Source organism: Thermaurantimonas sp. (assembly GCF_046299575.1).
GTDB lineage: Bacteria > Bacteroidota > Bacteroidia > Flavobacteriales > Schleiferiaceae > Thermaurantimonas.
Genome location: NZ_JBKBHX010000005.1, coordinates 19,050 through 41,590, shown reverse-complemented (window position 1 = coordinate 41,590; position 22,541 = coordinate 19,050). Strand labels below are relative to the sequence as shown.

The following is a 22,541-nucleotide window of genomic DNA, read 5'->3' as shown; positions in this document are numbered from 1 at the left end:
ATAGATGCGTCTTTATCCACCTTGTTTCGTTTCTACATTTGTTGCCACTTAATCATTCCTATTCTGTCGAAATGAGTGTATTGGTCAATAAACATTCTCGAGTAATCGTTCAAGGTTTTACTGGAAAAGAAGGTACTTTCCATGCCTCACAGATGATTGAATACGGCACGCAAGTAGTAGGCGGTGTTACTCCTGGAAAAGGAGGAACCAGGCATCTTGATCGCCCCGTATTCAATTCTGTTGAGCAGGCAGTAAGAGAAACCGGAGCCGATGTATCCATCATTTTTGTGCCACCCGCCTTTGCCGCTGATTCCATTATGGAGGCTGCTGAGGCTGGCATAAAAGTAATAGTAGCTATTACGGAAGGCATTCCTGTAAAAGACATGGTAGTGGCTAAGAATTACATTAAAAGCCGCGATTGCGTACTGATCGGTCCGAACTGTCCAGGCGTAATCACTGCAGAGGAAGCCAAAGTGGGAATCATGCCGGGCTTTGTGTTTAAAAAAGGTACAATCGGTATTGTTTCAAAATCAGGTACTCTTACTTACGAAGCTGCTGATCAAATCGTAAAAGCCGGATTGGGAATCACCACTGCTATAGGTATTGGTGGTGATCCTATTATCGGAACTCCTACACGCGAAGCGATTAAAATGCTTATGGCCGACCCTGAAACTGAGGGCATTGTAATGATCGGTGAGATAGGCGGAAATTATGAAGCCCTCGCAGCTGAATGGATCAAAGAAAATGGCACAAAACCAGTTGTGGGTTTTATCGCTGGTGAAACAGCACCTAAAGGTCGTACAATGGGCCATGCTGGAGCTATTGTAGGTGGAAAAGACGATACAGCTCAAGCTAAAAAGGCAATCATGCGCGAGTGCGGTATTCACGTAGTTGATTCACCAGCAGAAATCGGCAAGCGCATGGCAGATGTTCTTAAAAGATTGTAATTAAAAAGCGTTTACAGAAATAAAAAACCGCATCTGAGGATGCGGTTTTTTATTTCTATTCTTTTTTTATCGGTAAAGTTCAAAGAAGTTTAGATGGGTTAGCGGATTGTACCTCTTTTGTATGCATATGGATATCAATTTCGAGCTGGGCAAATTGTCTAAACATATGCATTACTCCGCAGTATTTTTCTTCTGAAAGTTTCACACATCGAGTGAGTTTTTCGACATCCAGATTTGCTCCAGTAAAATGGTATTGAATTTCTACTTTTTTGTAAAATTTTGGATGCTCTGTAGTAAGTTCTCCGATAATGCATACTTTAAAGGCTTCTACATCAAGCCTCATTTTTTTCATGAGCATCACTACATCTATGGCCGTACATCCAGCTAAAGATGCAAGCATAAGGGGTTTGGGACGTAATCCTTTTGAAGAAAAGGTATCTAAAGATTCTGTTTGAACAAGGAGCGTATTGCCGTCGGGTAAGTGGATGTCAAAAGTCTCTTCTCCTCTCCAGAAAAGTTCTACTTTGTGATGCATTAATGTATATTTTAGAGAGTAAAAGTAAATGTGCCGACTGGTAAAAAATTATAATTTTTGTCACAAAAAAACCCGGAGGGAAATCCGGGTTCATAAAACAAAGGCGAATTATTAAGCATCTATTTTGGCGTATCGAGCGTTCTTCTCAATGAATTCTCTGCGCGGGGGCACATCATCACCCATCAGCATTGAGAAGATTCTGTCAGCTTCGGCAGCGTTTTCTATGGTTACTTGTTTTAGAGTGCGCTGTTCGGGGTTCATAGTTGTTTCCCATAGTTGCTCCGCATTCATCTCTCCGAGACCCTTGTAACGCTGAATAGTCACGCTGCCCTCTTTATCGCCACCTAACTCGCGAACGAGTTGATCGCGTTGAGCCTCATTCCAGGCATAGGCTTGTTTGTTGCCCTTTTTCACCAAATAGAGCGGGGGAGAGGCAATGTAGAGATGACCGCGCTCAATTAACTCCTTCATATAGCGGAAAAAGAACGTCATAATTAATGTAGAGATGTGGCTACCGTCCACATCGGCGTCGCACATGATGATGATTTTGTGATAACGCAGTTTGCTTAAGTTCAGCGCTTTTGAGTCTTCTTCAGTTCCTATTGATACCCCAAGGGCTGTAAAAATATTTCTAATTTCTTCGTTTTCAAATACTTTATGACTCATAGCCTTTTCCACATTGAGGATTTTACCCCTCAGTGGCATAATGGCTTGAAAGCGACGATCTCTGCCTTGTTTGGCAGTGCCGCCTGCTGAGTCACCTTCTACGAGGAAAAGCTCGCATTTTGAAGGGTCTGTTTCAGAACAATCGCTGAGTTTACCCGGAAGTCCTGTACCTGTGAGCACGTTTTTGCGTTGAACCATTTCGCGTGCTTTGCGGGCTGCAATCCGTGCCTTGGCAGCCAGTACCACTTTGTTTACAATCATTTTCGCTTCATTGGGATGCTCTTCCAGATAGTTGGTGAGCATTTCTCCCACTAATTGATCTACTGCACCGGCTACTTCGTTGTTGCCCAGTTTGGTTTTTGTTTGTCCTTCAAACTGGGGCTCCAGTACTTTTACAGAAATCACAGCAGTGAGTCCTTCGCGGAAGTCGTCACCTGTAATTTCTACTTTTTCTTTAGCCGTAATTCCAGAGTCATCGGCATATTTCTTTAAAGTACGCGTAAGTGCCCTTCTGAATCCGGCCAGGTGAGTACCTCCTTCATGGGTATTGATGTTGTTTACATATGAAAAGATATTTTCAGAAAAGGAGGTATTGTATGTCATGGCCACTTCCACGGGTATTCCGGCTCTTTCGCCTTCCATGTAAATGGGCTCGGGGATCAATTTTTCACGAGAGGCATCGATAAATGCCACAAACTCTCTGAGACCCCCTTCGGAATAAAACGTTTCTGAGAGCACATTGCCATTTTCATCGAGTTCGCGCTCATCAGTGAGGGTTATTCGAATGCCCTTGTTCAGAAAAGCCAATTCGCGCAAGCGAGCTTGTAAGATGCTGTATTGAAATACCGTGTCATGAAAGATCGTGTCATCTGGTTTAAAGGTGATGATGGTACCTCTATAGGTTGAATCTCCGACTTCTTTTACGTCGTAGAGAGGAATTCCGCGGGAGTATTCCTGTTGGTACACTTTGCCACCTCTGTGTACTTCGGCTTTTAAATGAGTAGAGAGGGCATTAACACAAGATACCCCTACTCCGTGTAAACCACCGGAAACTTTGTAGGATTCTTTGTCAAATTTACCTCCGGCATGCAATACGGTCATAACCACTTCAAGTGCTGAGCGACCTTCTTTAGGATGTATATCTACCGGAATACCCCTTCCATCGTCTTTTACAGTGATTGAATTGTCTTCGTGAATTGTGACTTCTATATTTTTACAATAACCGGCTAGTGCCTCGTCGATAGAGTTATCTACTACTTCATAAACGAGATGGTGTAAACCTTTGGTGCCAATGTCGCCGATATACATGGCTGGCCTCTTTCGCACCGCCTCCAGTCCTTCCAATATTTGAATACTGGCGGCTCCGTAATCCTTTACTTCAGTCATTTTCAGTTATATGGATTTCTTTTTTAATTTAAGCATTACTTGCAAATTTAAGTTTTAGAGAGCAAAAGAGTATGTGAATTATGGGAATATAAACTCGTTTTTACCAACAAATTAACTAACATTTTAACTCCTTATTCCATGCTAAACGAAAAAGAAAAACCCGAATCGCGTGCTGTTTATACTGTGATTCGGGTTCATAAGATCGCTAAGTATCCGTACTATGCAGTACCTTTCAAAATCTTATTCCAATAGAGCCAGGGGAGAATGTGTTTTTTCAGCATCCACATGCTCCAACGCTCTTTTGACTGATCGAATGGGAAGGTCTCAATGGGTTGGTTTTCATAGTTGAATTCAGCCAAAACCAGTTTGCCATAGCCAGTCACAAGCGGACAAGATCCGTAGCCGTTGTATTTGCTTTCGGCTTTTTTCTTATCCATAAAAGCGAGAATATTTTCAACCATTACTGGTACTTGCTTACGAATGGCTGCTCCAGTTTTGGCATTTGGGGTATTCGCAGCATCTCCACAACTGAAAACATTTGGGTAGCGGTTGTGCTGCAAGGTGTATTTATCTACATCTACCCAACCGAGATAATCTTTTGAAAACTGCCCTGGCATACAAGGTGTATCGGCCGGCCAAGCTGTATCAGGAATGGCAAATGGGCTGCGCTTAATGAAATCTGGTGCACTCTGTGGTGGAGTTACATGAATCATGTCAAAAGGCTGTTCCACAGTAATGGTTTTGCCTTCGGCATCTACTCCCTGGAAGATGGCTATCTTTTCATCACCTTTGATTTCCACTAAATTGTGTTTAAAGTGCAAATTGATGTTATAGCGCTTTACTACTTCCAAAAGGGTTTTGGCGTATTTCTCTACTCCAAAGATCACACCTCCTCCTGAATAGAAATGTACATTTGTTTTAGAAAGAATGCCTTTTTTTCGGAAGTAATCAGAGGCAAGGTACATGATTTTCTGAGGAGCTCCACCACACTTGATCGGAGTGTTTGGATTGGTAAAAATGGCATTACCTCCTTTGAAGTTTTTTATAGTTTCCCAGGTGTAGGGTGCATACTGAGGCATGTAGTTGGTAGTTACACCATTTTTACCTAAAGCTTCTTTTGCCCCTTTAATCTTATGCCAGTCGAGCTGGATACCAGGTACGAGTATCAATACGTCATAGGTGTACTCTGCACCTGAGGAGCACTTTACTAAATTGTTAGTTGGGTCAAACGAATCTGCAGCATCTTTGATCCAGGTGGCCCCTTTAGGCATGCAGTCTTTTTGGTCTCTGATGGTAGCCTTCATATCGTAGGCGCCACCGCCTACCAAAGTCCATGCCGGCTGGTAATAATGTTTGTCAGATGGCTCGATAATTCCTATTTTCAAGCCAGATCTCTTTCTCAATAGCTGAGCTGCTGCTGAAATTCCAGCATTTCCGCCTCCTACAACAAGAATCTGATAATGAGTGCTCATTTTAGTTAATTTTTGTCAAAATTATGCCTTAAGTCTTAATGATTTGTGATTTTAATCACATAAAAGTTGCATTTGTAAAAAATCCAATTAAAAAAAACATTTTTATAGATAAATCGCATTGCAAAGAAATAACCTATTAATAATCAGTTTATTAACTAATAATAGTTTGGATAAATTAAACTTATAATTGCTTTCTTTTTTCAGATAATAGATTATTGTTATCAATAGGGTGAAATCAATAAACTTTTTCATCAAGTTTAAATTTTAAGAAAAATCTTATACTTTTCGAATATATTTTTACGATGATTACCGAAAGATAAAAATTTTTAATTTAAATTTTGAAAACTTTATGGTTTTGAAGTAATATTATAAAAAAATGTAATTATTATGTCTAAGTACTTTCTTTTATAAATTAAACAAGTGCTGTTGCCAATTCACTCTTTATTTAAAGTTTTAATCCGGAATAGTCTTACGAAGAATAGAAAATCATGAATACTTAGTAGCTTTGAGTTCTTCAAAATAAGGGGATTCCGGTTTTTAACCGTATTCAATGGCGATTTACTCTGAAACTATTGAAGCATAAGATTTCGTTTATCACATTTTAATAAATGATTAAATTTCTCATATTCATATATTTCTTGCCTAACGGTAATATTCAATTTGTTCCCTCATGCAGATCTCATTTAAAAATCTTTATCAAAAGTGAAAGAACATAATTAAAGATGAAGTAATGACTCTTACGTGAATCTTTGGTTTAATAACTCTTTAAACTAGTAGAACATTACTTTAAATGATGTTTTGGTTTGGTTTTTTTGATCACACTTTCAAAATATTTTAACTTTCTGGTAAATGTGTATATTTGTTTCTCGGAAAAGTATAATATTGCAAATGAAAAAACTTTTACTAGGTAGCATATTTCTTCTTACGTTATCCGTTCACTCCCAGCCAGCCATCAATACTGTTTATTTTGAAAACTTTGATAGTGCAACTATAAAAGGCACTACATATAAAGGTGCTGGTACAGGTACAGCTGGACCTTTGTTCCTTTTTAATACCAATAATCAACTACAGGTATCAAGCCCAAATTCTTACACTGCCAAACCTGTAGCCGGATCACAAGATACAATTTTTTTTGAAACCAACGCATTTTCTACTGTTGGAAACACATTCGCTCGATTGACTTTCAGGCATATTGCCAAAATTCTTTTCGTAGATCGCGCATTGATTCAGATATCGACCAATAACGGGGCTACCTGGACTACTTTCGTTCCTAACGACCCAAACGCTTCTCCTCCGGTACCGGGCAATGTAATTTATTTAGGTCAGAGCTTGTCGTACAGATCATTGGGTTATTTCAATGACCTATCTTACAACGGAGTAAATATTAACAATAGCACCAATATTTGGGACGGTCCAACGGGCAATACTTTCCCGACCAATAACTGGTGGGTTGAAGAAGTTTTTGATATCTCAGCTCTGGCGTGTGGCACTACCGGATTCCCGCAAGTGAAGTTGCGTTTTGTGTGTGCATTTCCATTTGGTAACGACGGTAATCCAAACCGCGCCTTAAAGGCCGGATGGTTTATTGATGATGTAAAAGTAGAAGTATCAACATGTGAATTATACAATCCTACAGCTACATTTTCTTTAGGTGTATCTCCTCCTTATAATAATCACCCAATAGCCGGACAGTTTGCTCCTGGTAATTATCCAATTGGAATTCGCATACAAGACAATGTAAGGGCTGACTCGGCTTTACTGTTTTACAGAATAAATAAAGGTCCATGGCTTCTGAAATTTATGGTTCCTCAGGCAGGGCAGCCCGTTACTAACCGGATTTTTAGAGACACAATATATAATTTAAATGTTGGAGATACTGTTGACTATTATATTATTGGCAAAGATACCTGTAAAAATGAGGTACGAATGCCCTCAAATGCACCTGTAGGTTTTTACACTTTTTGGATCATGCCACCTCCTCCAGGTAAGTGTATTCCCGGTTGGCAACCTGGTAATCCTGTGAATCCAAATATCATTTATCCATCAGCTACCAATCCCTGGATTGAAAGTTTTGAAAGTGCCGATTGGGTACCAGGTACAGTTGGAGGTACGGGTACGACATACAGGGGTACATTCCCAACAGCAGTAGGGCAGAACTGGTCGGTCAATCCACCGAACAATCAATTGCCCAACAACTATGCTTGGGCCATAATGGGTGGCAACCAAGCGACACCAAGCCCCGGTACGGGTCCATCCGGATCTCAAAATGGTTCGAAATACGTTTATGCATGGGGTGAAAGAGGAACAACAGGCCAACAAACCATCCTCGAAACTCCCTGTATTCAGTTGCCATTGGACTCATGTACAGCGCTGGAATTCTATTACCACATGTTTGGTCAAAACATGGGCTCTCTTCGAGTAGATATCGATACTAACTCAGGTCCTACTTCCACTTGGATCAATGGAATATTTACAGTCACGGGTCAACAACATGCCTCTAAAACAGCACCCTACACCCGAGCTGTTGTGAATATAAAACCTTTTACAGGAAAGTTTGTGAAGTTTCGTTTTGTCGCTACCCGAGGTGCTGGAGTCTTATCAGATATTGCCATTGACAATCTCCGCATTTACAATCCTACTACGGATGACGCTCGTTTGATGGAAATTCTTAAACCCGTCAATGGTTTCTGTGGATATACAGCTAATGAAGATATTCAAGTAAGAGTTCAATCTCTCGGTTGTGACACGCTGAAGCAAATTCCCATTGCTTTCCGAATCAATAACGGTCCAATCGTATGGGATACTATTAAGCAAAACCTTATCACAGCTCAGCAACTAGTTTATACGTTGGTGCCAAAGGCAAATCTCTCAACTCCAAACACTACCTACAATATAAGGGTATGGACCAATGTGCCAGGTGATGTTGATAAAACCAACGATACACTCGACATCCAAATACATCATCCAGCTAATCACAGCACCTTCCCATTGACATTGACCTTTGACGGAACAGGTAACACTCCCGGAAACTTTGCAGTACCAGGTAACTATGGCACCTTGGCCACCACCGTGTGGGAAAGAATTCCAAACCCTACAGGTACAAGCTTTAGCCAATATGCTTGGGGGTTGGGTACAGGCTTGCCCCATCCTATTGAAGGTACAGGTCCGATTTCTGACTTCTCCAATTACGGTAACTACCTCTTTACTCGTGGTAACTGGCAGTTCAACTCACCAGCTACTCTTCAATCGCTTTGCTTGAACTTTTCCGGTATGAGTAACCCGGTAGTTTCTTTCTACTACTACATGTTTGCACCAGATGTTGATTCACTGGTAGTTCGTTTCCTAGAAGACGGTGGAAATAACTGGATCACACCAGCTGGTGGTAGAATTGTAAATACCGGTGCAAATTCTCATACAAACCATATTTCACCTTGGATATACAGAGAATTCAGTTTACAGGCTTTTGCTAACAAGTTCGCTCGCATTCAAATACAAGCACATCGTAAAAACAGCGGAACAGCAACTCTTGTGGCAATAGATAATCTGAATGTTTACAACAAGATTGCTAATGATGCCGGCATCGAAAATATCCAACCACCAGGACTAGGTGTGCCTTCAGGTACCGGCCAGTTGCCCACGTTTACAATCCGAAACTTCGGTACTCAAACGCTAACTTCTATTCCAATTACTTACACCATTACTCCCTACTGCGGTACAGGTGCAGGAACACCTGTAATATACAATGCAACCTGGACGGGTAACCTAGCGCCCAACCAAACCGTTCAGTTCACTCCAACCACATCGCCGGTTTGGCCTACTGGAAGATTTAAAATTTGTGCCTCAACCAACTTAACAGGTGATGTCAATACATTTAATAATGAATACTGTAAGGATGTTACCGGTTTTGGTAGTATTTCAGTACCATATTTTACAAACTTTGATGACTGCAACTGGTCTTCCAACGGTATCTTCTCTCAAGGTGGTCTTCGTCAGTGGGAGTTAGGTACTCCATCAAAAACAGCGATCAACTCTGCACAATCTGCTCCAAATGCATGGGTTACTTCAACGAATCGCCCTTATCGAAACAATGCAGAAGAAATTTTGAGATTCCCCTCATTCACTGGATTTGATACCATTCGCTTTCCAGAAATTCGATTTGCTCAAAATTTCCAATTCAGTGACGACGATGGAGGTGTTGTAGAGTATGAAACTCCTCAGGGCTGGCAAATTCTCGGTGAGCTTCCTTCAGGTGGATGTAACCAAAATCTGGGTGTTAACTGGTATTGTACTTCTCCAAACTTTGGTACATCGAGCTCTGCCCTATTCGGAAATAAACCTGCATTTACCGGCAATTCCGGAGGTTGGATGAACAGTGCCTTCCCGCTTAACATGTTTAACTTCAATATAGCACCGTTAAATCTCCGCTTCCGCTTCCGCTCTAATGCTGCTGGTACAGGTGCAGGTTGGGCAATTGATAATTTTCAAATCTACGTACCACCGCAAAATAGTGCAGCACCCATTAATGTGAATACAATCACCCCTCTGATTGTACCCGGAATTAACAACCAATTTGTCGTGACCATTCAAAATACCGGGGCTAAGAGACTCGATAGCTGTGAGGTGCGCGTGAAAATTGGAAACAATATTGGTCCTTGGGAAAAAGTAATTTTCCCCGGTAATGGTCTTGAAGTGAATCAAACGTTTAACTATACATATCAATCTCCATGGGTCAATCCAACCTCAGGACCTCATAACGTTTGTGCAGAGACTAGGTTGCCTAACGGAAAACAAGACAACCTTACCTCTGACGATGAGTTCTGCAAAACCATTGTAGTACTTCAGGAACTCAACATTGCTCAGACGCCAGATTCTTCTTTCTGTAACAATTTTGAGGGGCCTAATGAGCCAACTTGGGCTACCTACAATGCATTCACATACGGCAACGGTACCACAATCTGGGAATTTGGAACACCAAACAATCCACCCATCGTAGGTGCCTACTCTGGTACAAAGGCATGGATGACTCGTTTGACTCAGAATTATAGAAACCGCGACAGCTCTGCCCTGTTTACACCGGTATTTATCGTGGATTCCAATCTGGCTTACGAAATGAGCTTTATGCACTATTTCGTAACCGAAAAGTTTCACGATGGCGGTATAGTCGAAGTCTCACAAGATGGTGGAAACAGCTGGAAGGTAGTGGGTGATTTCAAGCCTCAATCTTCTTGGTATAATCAGCCATACATTACAGGCCTTGAGCTTATCAATCCTGGATTTACAGGTAACTCAAACGGCTGGATTGAAGCTAAAGCCACATTTAGATTCCAGTTCTCTGGTAAAGCCATCTTCAGATTCCGTTTTGGCAGCGATCAAAATGTGACGGCTCCTGGTTGGGCTATCGATGATTTTTGCTTGAAAGTGACTAAGAGAATGCCTGAATTCTTTATAGGTATTGAAGAAAAGGTTCTCGACCAGCCTGTAGTTGGAGAGCTCTATCCCAATCCTGCTAATAATATGGCACATTTACCGATTTATCTGCCTAAGTCGGGCAATGTTTCAGTAAGTGTATTCAATTTGGCTGGTCAGATGGTAATGAGCTTTAGCGACTACTACTACGAAGGTAGAGCAGATGTACCTCTCAACCTGAATTCCTTAAGAGATGGTACTTACATCGTAAGGGCTAACGTCGATGGAGCCGAATATGTGAGAAAGCTCATTGTTACATCACATAAGTAATATGTAAAAGCCCGCCACCTGGCGGGTTTTATTATTTTTAACTATTATGTAAAATTGTAAACAAACAACTACTTTTACCCGAAAAATTACCATGAATAAGCGCGTATTAATCACAGGAGCAGCGGGCTTTTTAGGTTCACATTTATGTGATCGGTTTATCAAAGAGGGTTATGACGTGGTTGGAATGGATAACCTCATAACCGGCGATTTGAGAAACATCGAACATCTTTTCAAATACAAAGAATTTGAGTTTTATCATCACGATGTTTCTAAGTTTATACATGTTCCTGGTCATCTCGACTATATTTTGCACTTCGCTTCACCTGCCAGCCCAATCGATTATTTAAAAATACCCATCCAAACTCTAAAAGTAGGCTCACTTGGTGTGCACAATTGTTTGGGATTAGCTATGGTGAAGCGCGCAAGAATTCTTATCGCGAGTACGTCTGAGGTTTATGGAGATCCAACAGTGCATCCTCAATCGGAAGAATATTGGGGTAATGTGAATCCGATAGGTCCTCGTGGCGTATACGATGAGGCAAAGCGATTCCAAGAAGCGATGACTATGGCCTATCATACCTACCATGGCCTCGAAACACGTATTGTACGCATCTTTAACACCTATGGTCCGCGTATGCGCTTAAACGACGGTCGAGTGTTGCCGGCCTTCATCGGTCAAGCACTCCGTGGTGAAGATTTAACTGTTTTTGGAGATGGTAGTCAAACAAGATCATTCTGTTATGTAGATGACCTCATTGAGGGCATTTATCGCTTGCTGTTAAGCGACTATCCCTATCCGGTAAACATTGGTAATCCCGATGAAATTACCATTCTCGAATTTGCCCAGGAAATCATTAAATTAACCGGTACCAATCAAAAAATTGTCTTCAAACCGCTGCCAAAAGACGATCCTATGCAGCGAAGACCAGATATTACAAAGGCAAAGCAGATACTCGGTTGGGAGCCCAAAGTAGGAAGGGCTGAAGGTTTGAAAATCACATACGAATACTTTAAGTCTCTGCCTAAAGAAGAGCTTTACAAACAGGAGCATAGGGATTTTAAGGAATATATTCGAAAGTACTGATAAATATTCACTTATAAGATTTGCAGACTACCCGGCAGAAAGCATATAATGTGACTTTCTGCCTTTTTTCTTTTTTAAAATGATATGTGTAATTAATACTTTGGAGTATCGTCTTTCTGGAGGATGTGTATGTGCCGAATCAGGCGCTTCATATCTTCAGGATCTGTACCGTCGTAAAATCCTCGAAGCCGACCCTTCTTGTCAACTAAAACCACATTTTCTGTGTGAATAAAACTGTGATCGTCGTTGTTTACTGAGTGTTCTCCACTTTTTACGACAAAGTACACCTTACGCGCTAAACGCTGAATTTCAGCTTGGTCAGCACGCACAAGCCACCAATTCGTTGGATCGATCTCATTGGTGTGCGCATATTTTTGCAAAACGGGCAAGCTGTCAACCTCGGGCATTACAGTGTGCGACAGAATGACTATGCGTTCATCACCCCTGAAAGCCTCTTGTACTTTGCGCAGTTCTCTCGTCATATCGATACAGATGGAGGGGCAAGTAGTAAAGAAGAAATTCACTATTCGAATGCGGTTTTTCACAGTTTCCTCAGTTACTGTGTCGCCTAAATGATTAATCACTGTAAAAGGACCCGTTCGAAAATTCCTTCCGATTCTTAGTAGGCTGCTATCAACCAGCTCTGGATTGATGTCAACAGGATTATAAACGGGTAATCGCTCGGGCTCTTGCATGATATATCCACCGAAAATGTATACGGCAATAAGAGCAATAGCTATTAATCCATATAGAATGTATTTTGATTTTTTCATCTTTTAGAATTTGTAGTAAGACAATACACTCGACCTTTTTATTCAAACAAATTTTATCTGATTTTTACCCTGAAAATTGCTTAAACTTTTATAAAAAGATTTCTTCCCTTGCTTGAGATAAAAAATTTGACAATCCGATCAAAAAACACTGATGCAGTTTTAGTGCATGGTGTTGATTTGCATCTTAAAAAAGGCGAAAAACTTGGAATTGTAGGAGAGAGCGGCTCAGGTAAGTCTTTGATTTGTAAAACCATTTCCGGTCTGTTGCCACCTTCTCTGTCCATTTCATTCGATGTCTTTGCTTTTCAAGAAGTTTCAGGTAATTGGGCAGAGCTCGATAAAATGACTTCAGCAGTTCGAGCTAAGAAAATCGGTTATGTATTTCAGGAACCCATGAGCGCCTTAAATCCCTCTATGCAAATAGGTGCTCAGGTAGCTGAGGCTTTAGAAATCTTGCCAATTTCAAAAAAAGAAAAAAAGAAACGAGCTTTAGAGTGGCTGCAGAAAGTTCAAATTCCCAACCCGGAAGTCTCGTATTTCAAATACCCGCATCAGCTCAGCGGAGGGCAGCGTCAACGGGTGGTAATTGCTATGGCAATGATCAAAAATCCTCATTTGCTTGTTGCCGATGAACCTACAACAGCACTTGACCTACTCGTACAAGCAGAAATCATTCGCCTTCTTCGCCAACTTTGCAATGAACAAAGTACCTCCCTCATTTTTGTGAGTCATGATATAGACCTAGTCGGCCATCTTTGCGATCGAATTCTAGTGATGCGACAGGGTAAAATAATAGAAACTCAATCTAAACAACAGCTCTTTACATCACCCAGTCATCCATATACTAAGGCACTTTTACTCTCAAGGCCTAAGCCTGGATACAAACCTGAGCGACTACCCACGATTGAAGATTTTTTACAGCCTCAAAGTAACCAAGTAAAAGTTCCCTATAAACAGATTTTGAAGGATATAAAACTTTTGAAAAAGAATGAAAAAATTATCACAATCTCAAACATCTTCAAGTCATACACAATTGGTAATGAGAAATCGCCCATTTTGCGTAATGTAAATCTTATCATCTCTACAGGTGAGTCTGTTGGAATCGTAGGCCCATCAGGTTGCGGAAAGACTACGCTAGCAAGAATTTTATGTGGAATTGAAAAAGCAGACAAAGGGGTAGTGCAATATCACCAGGATGGTCGCAAAGCTGATGTTGTCCAGCTCGTTTTTCAAGACCCTTTTTCAAGCCTTAATCCAATGCTCACCATCGGTAAGCAAGTGATGGAGCCCTTATTGGCGAAAGGCATTTCAGCTGAAGAAGCCATAAAAAAAGCTCAAGAAATTCTTGAAATGGTAGGTATTTCAATGGAGAGATTTGATGACTATCCACACCAATTTTCAGGTGGACAGCGCCAGAGGATAGCGATAGCACGTGCACTAATATTACGCCCGTCACTTGTGGTACTCGATGAGAGTGTGGCAGCTCTTGACGTATCAGTGCAGGCTCAGGTTCTTAATCTTTTAAACGATCTAAAAGATGCTCTGAATGTCAGCTACTTATTCATAACACACAATCTCATTATTGCTGAATACTTCTGTAATCGGATATGTGTGATGTATAACGGCGAAATCGTAGAAGAATGGACCGGTAGCATACCCGAAAGTCCTGTTCATTCTTTTACGAAACGATTAAAAGAGGCTTTAGTTAGCCTTTGATATATTATGCTGTTTAAACTAACTTAAGTAGAGAAATAAAGACACAAAAAATGTTATTTCAAGTAAAATTATTTGCGTTTTTCCTCAAAAAAATATCTTATTTTATTTAATGTATTTTAATCCTTCTAATGCTGATTTATCGCCCGGTTTGTTCATCAGCACTTTATGGAATAATACTTTTGCTTCCCTGATTTTCTGAAGTTTTAATTTAATCCAACCTAATAATATCAATCCATCGTAGTCAAAAGGATACAGATTTACAACTCTTCTGCTTTGTTATAATTTCCTTTATTGTAGTATATCAATCCTACTCGATAATAGACTAGTGAATTGTTTGGATCAATAAGTAAAATTTTTTGATATATTTCTAAAACTGTATCCCATTTTCCCATCGAAGAGTAGGGAAGTACTAATCCTAATTTCGGCTCAATCGCATACGGTTTTAGGTTTATTGCTCTTTGGTAATGATCAATGGATTCTTTAAAATTTCCACTTTGATAATACAGCCATCCTAATCGAAGATTTATTTCATAACTCTCAGCATCATATAAAGACTTTAATTGGTCAATAGCATTTTTGTAATTTCCATTGTTTTCATATTCATAACTCTTTTTAAAAGCATTTACAAGCTAATCCTTTCCATTTAACGATAATACGGTAATTAGTAATAGGATTAGAGATGAAAAAGAGGTTAATATTTTCACTTCTTTCATGTTTGTACATTTAAAGTTTTATGGATAAAATTCCTGTCACAGAATGATGTAAATAGGAAAATCTATCATCAAACTCTTTCCATTTTGGATATTCGGTAATAGTACTTGTACAATACAATCGGGCAAAATCAATGGTGAGCGACCAATTTGGATTAGCTATAAAAATAAGTTTTGCTCCCAATCTATTGTTTATCACATCAGACCTGTTATAAATGACTAAACCCTCTTTTAAAATAAAATTACTCATATCACCTGTAGAGCCATAAATCTCTGTCCAAAATCTATTTGAAATTTTAAAACCGATACTTTCATCTATAACTTTATTTTTCCTTAGAGAAGAGAAATAAAAATTTTGTTTTTTATATGAAAGATTATTTAATACATATAAATTTAAATTTCCATAGGGAAAAAAATGTATTTTAAAATCAAATTGTTCTTGTTTGACATTATTAAATCCCGCGTTGTAATACGATATACTATGGTTGAAATAAGTAAATTTTTTGTAAATTGAAACAAACCACAAAATATCTAAAACGCTTGAATGGTATGGTACTTCCACTAAAATAGGTGTTTGATTAGAATCTACTGTAAGCTGAGCAGTGAAATTTGTACTTAAATGAACAAAGTGAAATCCACCAGAAATTGATATGAATTTCGACAGTAAAATGTTTGTATTTATATAATATTGATTTAGTCTTGTGGCAAAATTTGAATCTGTGAAGGTTTGATTAGATGCTTGATAATAGAGAAATTGATTTGAACTTAAGTTGGTGTAAGCCTGATAAATACTCAGGCGCGAGATCAATTTTGTCAATAATCCAATATAAAAAGATTGAATTTTCAATGGACTAAATAAATAACCATTCTGGTTATTTTGAATTTTATTTATGGAATGAGAGATCTTGTCAATTGGGTTTCCTACAGTGAAATTGTAACCAACATCAATGTTTTTACTGGCAATTTCGTTGTTTATTCCATAATATTCCTTAAATGCTTTTGACATCTTTTATGAAATCATTTCTGCTTCAAAAGATATACCTAATTAAAGTTAAGAACTATATAGATATTCTTTCACATATTCTTCTTCACCTGTTATTTTCAATGCTTGCTCAAAGTGATAAATAGCTATGTGAAAATTCTTCAAAAAAAAGTATGTAATGCCCATGCCCACATGTAAAAAGTAAAAAGAAATATTTCTTCTCAAAGATTCCTTTCCTATATCAATAAGTGTATCCCATTTCTTTTGAGTATAAAGTTCATATGTAACTATATCAATCTCTTTTATGTTGTATGCTATTTGTGATTAACCATAATTAATTAAAATTAAGAGAGAGAATGTGAATATTAATTTTTTTTATCCATTTTGTTTTTTAAAAATATTTTTTATGTATTTTGAAATATTTAATACCACTTTGATCTGCTTCTATTTCAAACTCAATAAGATCAATTTATCTACCAAAAAGATTTTTGGTAATTGTACTTTTTAGTGTAATCTGATTAATTGTTAATTCTGAATTTATTTCAGGGTATGAGAGACAGTAATACAATGTAAAAATGGAAATAAATGAGCGAAAAAATCGTGTATGAACAACTCAAAAGAATTTAATACCATATTTACTGGAATTATATCGCTTAATTCTAATTTATTTGTATAACTAAAATTCACTTTAAAAGAAGCTAAATAGAAGTATTAACGAATTGATTTTATGTCCCCTTCAAAATGCGTAAATTGCAGCATTGTATCGTTCAACCGGAAGTATGCTTTTGATTTGCTTTTTTGACACTCTAAGTATTTATCTAATGTGTAATAATCTCTTTTAACACTCCATGTAATCTCTTCCCCTTTATCATCTTTGAATTTCAATTGTTCTCCTACTATGAAATGAAAAGATTTTTTATGTATTGAATTTGGAGTAAGAAAAGATACTTTGTCGCCTTTTTCAGGAATCGATATTTGTAACAATTCTGTTTTTTTTTGATTTTTTATATAGGTATACGTGAGTGGATAATATATAGTCTTAGAACCAATATAAGGATCTGATTGAATTTGAAAATGCAGATGTGGATATGGAGAATTGCCTGAATTGCCTACCTTTCCTAAAATATCACCTCTTTTTACTGTTTCCCCGATTGAACATTTGATGCTTCCCTTCTTTAGATGGCTTAATTGAGTGTATAAGAATTCTGTGTGTTTTATTACTATTGTGTTGCCCCAGTTATTTTCTAAGTTTCTTACTCCTATGGGATTATCATCAATTTCATCTACAATGTTCTCAATGACTCCATCTGCAGGCGCAAGTACATTTTTATCATAACAGTAATAGTCTGATACGAAATCTCCATTATTTTGATAAGTTTTTCCATCTTCATCTATTATTTCAAAATCCCATGCATATTTCCAATCATCTTTATGAGTATATTCTGCATTGTGGCCTTGAGTTACTACCCATTCTCCATGAAAAGGCAGATATATTGGAAAATTTGTTTCGTTTCAAAATCGCTCTACGTAATTATTAAAAAAATACAGGTTTTTTTCTGGTGATTTTTGCTGCCAAAAGATTGTGCTTAATCCAATTCTGTTGTCTTTTCTAAACTTCAAACCATAAAGTATCGTAAGTACTACCAAATTAAACGGAAGTGAGTGTACCGACAAGTAAAACATATTAAAAATTTCTTGTAGAGATATGCCTACGATTATAACAATCGGAATTATAAAAATTTGAGTTATGTAAGAATTGTGGTTTGGAATTATAAAAAAACCACCTAACGCTATAGAGGTTAAGATGTAATTAAATCCAATATAGCTGAAATTAATCTCGTTGAAGTAAATACCCAAAATACTATAAAAAAAATATACAATGGAAAAACCTATAATACTGAGCGAAAATGCTATTCTTGAGTAAATAATAAGATCAATCGATGCTAAAAAACCTGCTAAAATATTTTGTTGAAAAAATATTGCTCCCAAAGAAAGTAAATATGCTTTATTTGCAAATGGTAAATTAAGGGTGTTTGTCCATTCATAAATTTCTACTAATTTACTTCCTCTTAATGCATACAATTCGTTTAAAATATATATCCCTATATCGCTGAAACCCAATGCTTGAAACTGTCGTGTAGATAATCGCAAAAGCCAAAATACCGTATAAAGGGTAAGCTGAGAAATGGCAATCCATATTTAGCTAAAAACCCTTGGTAAAATAATGATATAAAAAGAGTAAGTATTCCGGCAGCAAAAATCAAAATAACCAGCGATAAACTAGGTTCAAAATAAATGGCTAAACCAATTCCTACAAGTAGTGAATTAAAGCCATAATATCACTGATTTATGCTATATTGATTAATCCCTAATACATAGGCTAACACAAGTGAAGTAAGAACACAAAAAAAAACCTAAAATGCCTACATATAAATCTAAAAAAGTTATGCTCTACAATATGAATACAAACCACTTATTGTTTTAAAAAAAAAACAACTGAGCATAACTATTCAGAACGGCATCACTAAACCACTTGATAAGTTTCATTTAGTGGCCATATTATAAAAATTATTCTCCTTGAGATGCTCTGGTATTATCACCATTGAATTGATGGTATCAAGTGTCTCTTTTTTACGAATAAAATGTATTTTTCCTGATTTATCAATTAATACAATATTGGGTCGCATGTTGATAAACTGGAGCCATTGAGTATTGTTGTATGCGTCTACGCGTTTTATTACATAATGATCTCCCTTTTTTAGCAATGGAAACATCACATTTGTGCGAACAACGTCGATATTCATACATAAGTGGCCATAGATGGTGGTGTCTTCCAATTGTTCGGAAATAGGTTCTACTGGTCGGATGTCGTGCTCATACCAAAAAGCAGTAAAGAGTACATTAACACCAGCATCGATGATTGTAGCCCGTCGGCCGTCAGACAGCCTTTTGTTTGCCAAAACAGTACCGGCCAAATATCCAGCATCGTCGATCAGAGCTCTGCCTGTTTCTAAAATAAGCAAGGGAATATTTTGAGGTTTGATCTCAGAGCTAAAAATTGCTGAGGTAATAGCCTCAGCGAAGTCTTCGAACGATGGGGTTGTATCTGTACCAGGATAGTAGGCGCCTCTTAAAGTATTTTTTGATGCAAAACCACCTCCGATATCGATATATTGAATGGCAAATCCGTGCTTTTTCTCCAGATCTACTGCAAGTTTAGCAAGTTTAGAGGTGGTTATTTTATAGGCCTCTGTCGACATGATGTATGTTCCGATGTGTGTGTGTGAAGGCCAACGAGCTCAAGTTTTTTCGAAGTCATTATACGGTTGAGAGCATCCCACACTTCCCCATTTTCATAGTTAAATCCGAATCTGTCCCATTTCGGATAGATGCCCACATCCATATTTACGCGAATAGCTACACGAGGCCGCTCGCTCATCTCTTTTGACAGCTTTATGATATCATAGAGCTCATCGAAATGATCTATGTGAATGAGTGAGCCATTTTTTATGGCTTTACGAAGGTCTTCAAGGCTTTTGTCAGGTCCATTGAAAATGATGAGTTCACCGGGAATTCCATTTGCGATGGCCTTTTGGTATTTTAATCCAGAAACTACTTCAGCCCAGGCGCCTTCTTGATGGAAGACTTGACAAATAGCATTCAGATAGTTTGATTTATATGACCAGGCAAATTGCACATTAGGGTATCGCGAGCTGAATGCCCGATATGCATCTTTATAGATTCGGCGGATGGAATTTTCCGAAAATATGAAAACAGGAGATCCATATTGCTCGATGATGCTGCTTACAGCGACCCCATCAATGTGGCTAATGAGTTCCAGTTTACTTTTTAGGCCGTATTTGCTTGGCAAACTGGCATTTAGCTTTTGGATGATTGGTCTTTCGAAGGCTCGTTTTTCTATTTTTTTTTGTTTTAGAGTTCGCCGGTAGTGGCTAATTTTTCAAATTCACTTAAGTCGGTAATAAGATCAAAGGAATACCGAATAAACATTTTTCCAATCTGATAGGAGGTAAAGGGTTTGACTTTTTCGCCGAGGGCCATAAGTACCAGAGCTTCAGGTAAATTTTGGCCTGCAGCTACGGCCAGATATACCCATGCTGGTAATCTGGGATTTATTTCGATCATGTAGAGCTTATTATCGGCCGTACGGATGAGCTCCAGCTCCATACCGCCTCTCCATTTAGTTTGAGAAATAATTTTGTGCGTGAGTTCCATCATAGCCGGATCATCGAGGGTAATGCCTCGCCAAGCCTTACCCTTGTCGGTGGTGTAAGTTTTTCGCATAGGCAAGGCGCCTATTATGGTACCCTGACCATCACCAGGGCCTACAACGTTTACCTCTGTTCCTTTTATAAATTCTTGAATTACAATAGGTAAACCCCATTTAGCAGCTATTTTATTGAAATACATAGCTACCTGATCAATGTCGTATGCTATGTAGGCATCGTAAAATTTCCCTTTTACTACTACAGGAAAATCGAATTTGATTATAATTTTAAAAAATTCTTGCAGTGAAGTAATGGGTTCGCTGTAAGGAACATTTACACCGTACTTTTTTACGAATTCGGGTAAATTTGATTTATGTGTTTCTTCAAATAGTTGTAATGTAGGTAAAAATGTTTTTATTCCCCAATCTCTTAATATTTTTTCGGATTTCATAAAAGTGAAATGCTCCGAATCAAAGTTGGGAATTAATACGTAGATTTTCTCTTTTTCTTGAATGTATTTTATTCTTTCTAATAAAGGTTCAACACCATCTGAAGGGTATGGAACTTTATATGTTTTATCTACTAAATCGTGCATGTACGCGCCCGGTTCCAGATTTTCATATGCTATGCCTACAATTCTAGCTCAAATTGCTTAGACGCTCTTAGGCCTCTAAATACAGGAATGCCTGGACCAGGACTATCGATGTTGTTTAATCCGTAAAGTCCTATGGTTATTTTTCTCATTTTACTCGTTTTCTGTCAAGTGATACAGTCGAAGTGTCGAAATAAAATCTTGAAAATACCTCTCAAAAGTTTCAGAATCCACATCGTATTTTTCTGTTATTTTATGAGAGATTTCTTCAAGAGAATTTCCATTTTTTAGCATGAGTAAAATTTCTAATCCAGTAGAATTGAGGGAATATGATTCGCCCGTAAATGGGTCGAACAAAAAGCCTGTATCACTAATAGCAATGTTTTTGCGAATCTGTATCATTTTAATAGGATTTAATAGTTCCAGATTTCTTATGTAAAAATATTTATTGTAATATAAGATTTATAATGATTATTGTCTTGAAACTTATATAAGAGAATTCTAATGTGCGTATTCAATGAAATTTTTTTTGTGTCATCGAATTGAATCTGCTATTAGCTCAATAATTGAGGTTAATTTTTATATTTATAAAAAAGCTTTCGTAAATCAGATCGAAAAAGGCGCGTCTGATTATTGTCATTGCCTAGTATTTTATGTAAAGTGTATTTTGGCTGAAAATTTTGAATAATTATGTCTAAAAAAATTCTTGTCACAGGAGGTTTAGGATATATTGGTTCACATACAGCTGTGCAACTGATCGAGCATGGATTTGAGCCTGTAATAATCGATAATCTCAGTGAGTCGCCCATCGAGGTGAAGGATCGCATCGAAAAAATTGTAGGTCGGTCTGTTGTTTTTGAAAAGGTAGAGATGTGTAATAAGGATGAGATGAATGCCCTCTTTGCTAAATATCCAGATATGGAAGGGGTTATACACTTTGCTGCCTTTTTGCTTGTAAATGAATCAGTTGAAAAACCTTTAAAATATTACTACAACAATTTGGTAAGTACTATCAATTTGCTGGAATGTATGACAGCATACAAAATCCGTAATGTAGTGTTCAGTTCTTCGTGTACAGTGTACGGCAATCCCGATAAATTGCCAGTGAGCGAAGATGCGCCAGTAAAACCTGCGGAATCGCCTTATGGAAACACTAAAAAAATGTCAGAAGAAATCCTTCGCGATACAGCTGCTACTGGAGCTGTTGATGTGATTTCACTCAGATATTTCAACCCCATAGGTGCGCATGAGAGTGGCATCATAGGTGAATTTCAGGATGGCCCCCCCCATCATCTCGTACCATATATAACAGAGACAGCCATAGGAAAGCGGCCCGAACTCAAAATATTTGGAGGGGACTACAATACTCCCGATGGTACCTGTATCCGGGATTACATACATGTGGTAGACATTGCAGATGCACACATCTATGCTCTCAATCGCATGTTGCAGGGCAAGATGGAAAAACCGTTTGAGGTTTATAATTTAGGAACAGGTGAAGGGTATTCAGTATTGCAAATGGTAAAGGCGTTTGAAGAAGCTACAGGCATTACCATACCTTATCGGATTGTAAATCGACGTCCGGGTGATGTAGAAGCCGTGTATGCCGATACGCGCCTTGCCAATGAAAAGCTTGGCTGGAAGGCAAAATATTCTTTGGTCGATATGCTTCGCTCAGCCTGGAAGTTTGAACAGACTTTAAACAACAATTAA

General features: G+C 38.2%; 17 protein-coding genes and 3 pseudogenes. 5 read left to right on the top strand and 15 right to left on the bottom strand.

Features of this window, described 5'->3' with window-relative positions:
• The first annotated feature begins 71 nt into the window (after positions 1-71).
• Entirely contained in the window at positions 72-947 is an 876-nt protein-coding gene (gene sucD / locus ACK4EX_RS07765; RefSeq protein WP_409771451.1) for a succinate--CoA ligase subunit alpha, read from the top strand.
• 79 nt (positions 948-1,026) lie between these two features.
• On the opposite strand, the gene ACK4EX_RS07760 is transcribed toward sucD, so the two are convergent.
• The 3 genes from ACK4EX_RS07760 to ACK4EX_RS07750 form a co-directional block, all read right to left on the bottom strand.
• Complete coding sequence (locus ACK4EX_RS07760) at positions 1,027-1,482, bottom strand: OsmC family protein (protein ID WP_409771449.1); 456 nt, start codon at positions 1,480-1,482, stop codon at positions 1,027-1,029.
• A 111-nt stretch (positions 1,483-1,593) separates the two neighbouring features.
• The gene (gene gyrB, locus ACK4EX_RS07755) at positions 1,594-3,534 is read right to left on the bottom strand and encodes a DNA topoisomerase (ATP-hydrolyzing) subunit B (RefSeq protein ID WP_409771446.1); all 1,941 of its coding nucleotides are present in this window, start codon (positions 3,532-3,534) and stop codon (positions 1,594-1,596) included.
• A 218-nt stretch (positions 3,535-3,752) separates the two neighbouring features.
• Complete coding sequence (locus ACK4EX_RS07750) at positions 3,753-5,006, bottom strand: FAD/NAD(P)-binding oxidoreductase (protein WP_409771445.1); 1,254 nt, start codon at positions 5,004-5,006, stop codon at positions 3,753-3,755.
• Positions 5,007-5,894: 888 nt separating this feature from the next.
• Here ACK4EX_RS07750 and ACK4EX_RS07745 point away from each other — a divergent pair.
• On the top strand, positions 5,895-10,742 hold the full coding sequence (locus ACK4EX_RS07745; protein WP_409771443.1) for a T9SS type A sorting domain-containing protein: 4,848 nt from the start codon (positions 5,895-5,897) through the stop codon (positions 10,740-10,742).
• A 91-nt stretch (positions 10,743-10,833) separates the two neighbouring features.
• On the top strand, positions 10,834-11,826 hold the full coding sequence (locus ACK4EX_RS07740; RefSeq protein WP_409771440.1) for a UDP-glucuronic acid decarboxylase family protein: 993 nt from the start codon (positions 10,834-10,836) through the stop codon (positions 11,824-11,826).
• A 92-nt stretch (positions 11,827-11,918) separates the two neighbouring features.
• Here the strand turns inward: ACK4EX_RS07740 and ACK4EX_RS07735 are convergent, their stop codons facing one another.
• A complete protein-coding gene (locus tag ACK4EX_RS07735) occupies positions 11,919-12,599 on the bottom strand; it encodes an SCO family protein (protein WP_409771438.1) in 681 nt (226 codons plus the stop codon).
• A gap of 126 nt (positions 12,600-12,725) precedes the next feature.
• On the opposite strand from ACK4EX_RS07735, the gene ACK4EX_RS07730 reads away from it, so the two are divergent.
• The gene (locus ACK4EX_RS07730; RefSeq protein WP_409771437.1) at positions 12,726-14,315 is read left to right on the top strand and encodes an ABC transporter ATP-binding protein; all 1,590 of its coding nucleotides are present in this window, start codon (positions 12,726-12,728) and stop codon (positions 14,313-14,315) included.
• Positions 14,316-14,572: 257 nt separating this feature from the next.
• Here ACK4EX_RS07730 and ACK4EX_RS07725 read toward each other — a convergent pair whose 3' ends face one another.
• The 11 genes and pseudogenes from ACK4EX_RS07725 to ACK4EX_RS07675 form a co-directional block, all read right to left on the bottom strand.
• Complete coding sequence (locus ACK4EX_RS07725) at positions 14,573-14,707, bottom strand: tetratricopeptide repeat protein (RefSeq protein ID WP_409771436.1); 135 nt, start codon at positions 14,705-14,707, stop codon at positions 14,573-14,575.
• 51 nt (positions 14,708-14,758) lie between these two features.
• Positions 14,759-14,911 (bottom strand): annotated as a pseudogene (locus ACK4EX_RS07720) (tetratricopeptide repeat protein); the annotation flags it as partial.
• Positions 14,912-15,038: 127 nt separating this feature from the next.
• Positions 15,039-16,031 (bottom strand): hypothetical protein, encoded by a 993-nt coding sequence (locus tag ACK4EX_RS07715; protein ID WP_409771434.1) that lies wholly within the window; start codon positions 16,029-16,031, stop codon positions 15,039-15,041.
• A 687-nt stretch (positions 16,032-16,718) separates the two neighbouring features.
• Entirely contained in the window at positions 16,719-16,991 is a 273-nt protein-coding gene (locus ACK4EX_RS07710; RefSeq protein ID WP_409771432.1) for a hypothetical protein, read from the bottom strand.
• A gap of 87 nt (positions 16,992-17,078) precedes the next feature.
• A pseudogene (locus ACK4EX_RS07705) lies at positions 17,079-17,402 on the bottom strand (M23 family metallopeptidase); the annotation flags it as partial.
• A gap of 117 nt (positions 17,403-17,519) precedes the next feature.
• Positions 17,520-18,128: an urea transporter gene (locus tag ACK4EX_RS07700; RefSeq protein ID WP_409771430.1), complete on the bottom strand. Its 609-nt coding sequence runs from the start codon at positions 18,126-18,128 to the stop codon at positions 17,520-17,522.
• A pseudogene (locus tag ACK4EX_RS07695) lies at positions 18,110-18,331 on the bottom strand (urea transporter); the annotation flags it as partial. The gene ACK4EX_RS07700 and the pseudogene ACK4EX_RS07695, both read right to left, overlap by 19 nt.
• Positions 18,332-18,550: 219 nt before the next feature.
• On the bottom strand, positions 18,551-19,267 hold the full coding sequence (locus ACK4EX_RS07690) for a hypothetical protein (protein ID WP_409771428.1): 717 nt from the start codon (positions 19,265-19,267) through the stop codon (positions 18,551-18,553).
• Positions 19,243-19,878 carry an alanine racemase gene (locus ACK4EX_RS07685; protein WP_409771426.1) on the bottom strand — a complete coding sequence of 212 codons (636 nt, stop codon included), beginning with the start codon at positions 19,876-19,878 and terminating at the stop codon, positions 19,243-19,245. The genes ACK4EX_RS07690 and ACK4EX_RS07685 overlap by 25 nt, the downstream gene beginning before the upstream one ends.
• A 62-nt stretch (positions 19,879-19,940) precedes the next feature.
• Positions 19,941-20,831 (bottom strand): ATP-grasp domain-containing protein, encoded by an 891-nt coding sequence (locus ACK4EX_RS07680; protein ID WP_409771423.1) that lies wholly within the window; start codon positions 20,829-20,831, stop codon positions 19,941-19,943.
• Positions 20,832-20,981: 150 nt separating this feature from the next.
• Positions 20,982-21,230, bottom strand: a complete 249-nt coding sequence (locus ACK4EX_RS07675; protein ID WP_409771421.1) for an HPr-rel-A system PqqD family peptide chaperone — start codon at positions 21,228-21,230, stop codon at positions 20,982-20,984.
• Between the two features lie 288 nt (positions 21,231-21,518).
• Here ACK4EX_RS07675 and galE point away from each other — a divergent pair, with 288 nt between their 5' ends.
• Positions 21,519-22,541, top strand: a complete 1,023-nt coding sequence (gene galE, locus ACK4EX_RS07670; RefSeq protein ID WP_409771419.1) for a UDP-glucose 4-epimerase GalE — start codon at positions 21,519-21,521, stop codon at positions 22,539-22,541.

What these genes read in the sequence shown, in the direction of transcription:
- sucD (WP_409771451.1), top strand. Translation starts at nt 72, where the DNA reads ATGAGTGTATTGGTCAATAAACATTCTCGAGTAATCGTTCAAGGTTTT.
- ACK4EX_RS07760 (WP_409771449.1), bottom strand. Translation starts at nt 1,482, where the DNA reads ATGCATCACAAAGTAGAACTTTTCTGGAGAGGAGAAGAGACTTTTGAC.
- gyrB (WP_409771446.1), bottom strand. Translation starts at nt 3,534, where the DNA reads ATGACTGAAGTAAAGGATTACGGAGCCGCCAGTATTCAAATATTGGAA.
- ACK4EX_RS07750 (WP_409771445.1), bottom strand. Translation starts at nt 5,006, where the DNA reads ATGAGCACTCATTATCAGATTCTTGTTGTAGGAGGCGGAAATGCTGGA.
- ACK4EX_RS07745 (WP_409771443.1), top strand. Translation starts at nt 5,895, where the DNA reads ATGAAAAAACTTTTACTAGGTAGCATATTTCTTCTTACGTTATCCGTT.
- ACK4EX_RS07740 (WP_409771440.1), top strand. Translation starts at nt 10,834, where the DNA reads ATGAATAAGCGCGTATTAATCACAGGAGCAGCGGGCTTTTTAGGTTCA.
- ACK4EX_RS07735 (WP_409771438.1), bottom strand. Translation starts at nt 12,599, where the DNA reads ATGAAAAAATCAAAATACATTCTATATGGATTAATAGCTATTGCTCTT.
- ACK4EX_RS07725 (WP_409771436.1), bottom strand. Translation starts at nt 14,707, where the DNA reads ATGGGAAAATGGGATACAGTTTTAGAAATATATCAAAAAATTTTACTT.
- ACK4EX_RS07715 (WP_409771434.1), bottom strand. Translation starts at nt 16,031, where the DNA reads ATGTCAAAAGCATTTAAGGAATATTATGGAATAAACAACGAAATTGCC.
- ACK4EX_RS07690 (WP_409771428.1), bottom strand. Translation starts at nt 19,267, where the DNA reads ATGTCGACAGAGGCCTATAAAATAACCACCTCTAAACTTGCTAAACTT.
- ACK4EX_RS07680 (WP_409771423.1), bottom strand. Translation starts at nt 20,831, where the DNA reads ATGCACGATTTAGTAGATAAAACATATAAAGTTCCATACCCTTCAGAT.
- ACK4EX_RS07675 (WP_409771421.1), bottom strand. Translation starts at nt 21,230, where the DNA reads ATGATACAGATTCGCAAAAACATTGCTATTAGTGATACAGGCTTTTTG.
- galE (WP_409771419.1), top strand. Translation starts at nt 21,519, where the DNA reads ATGTCTAAAAAAATTCTTGTCACAGGAGGTTTAGGATATATTGGTTCA.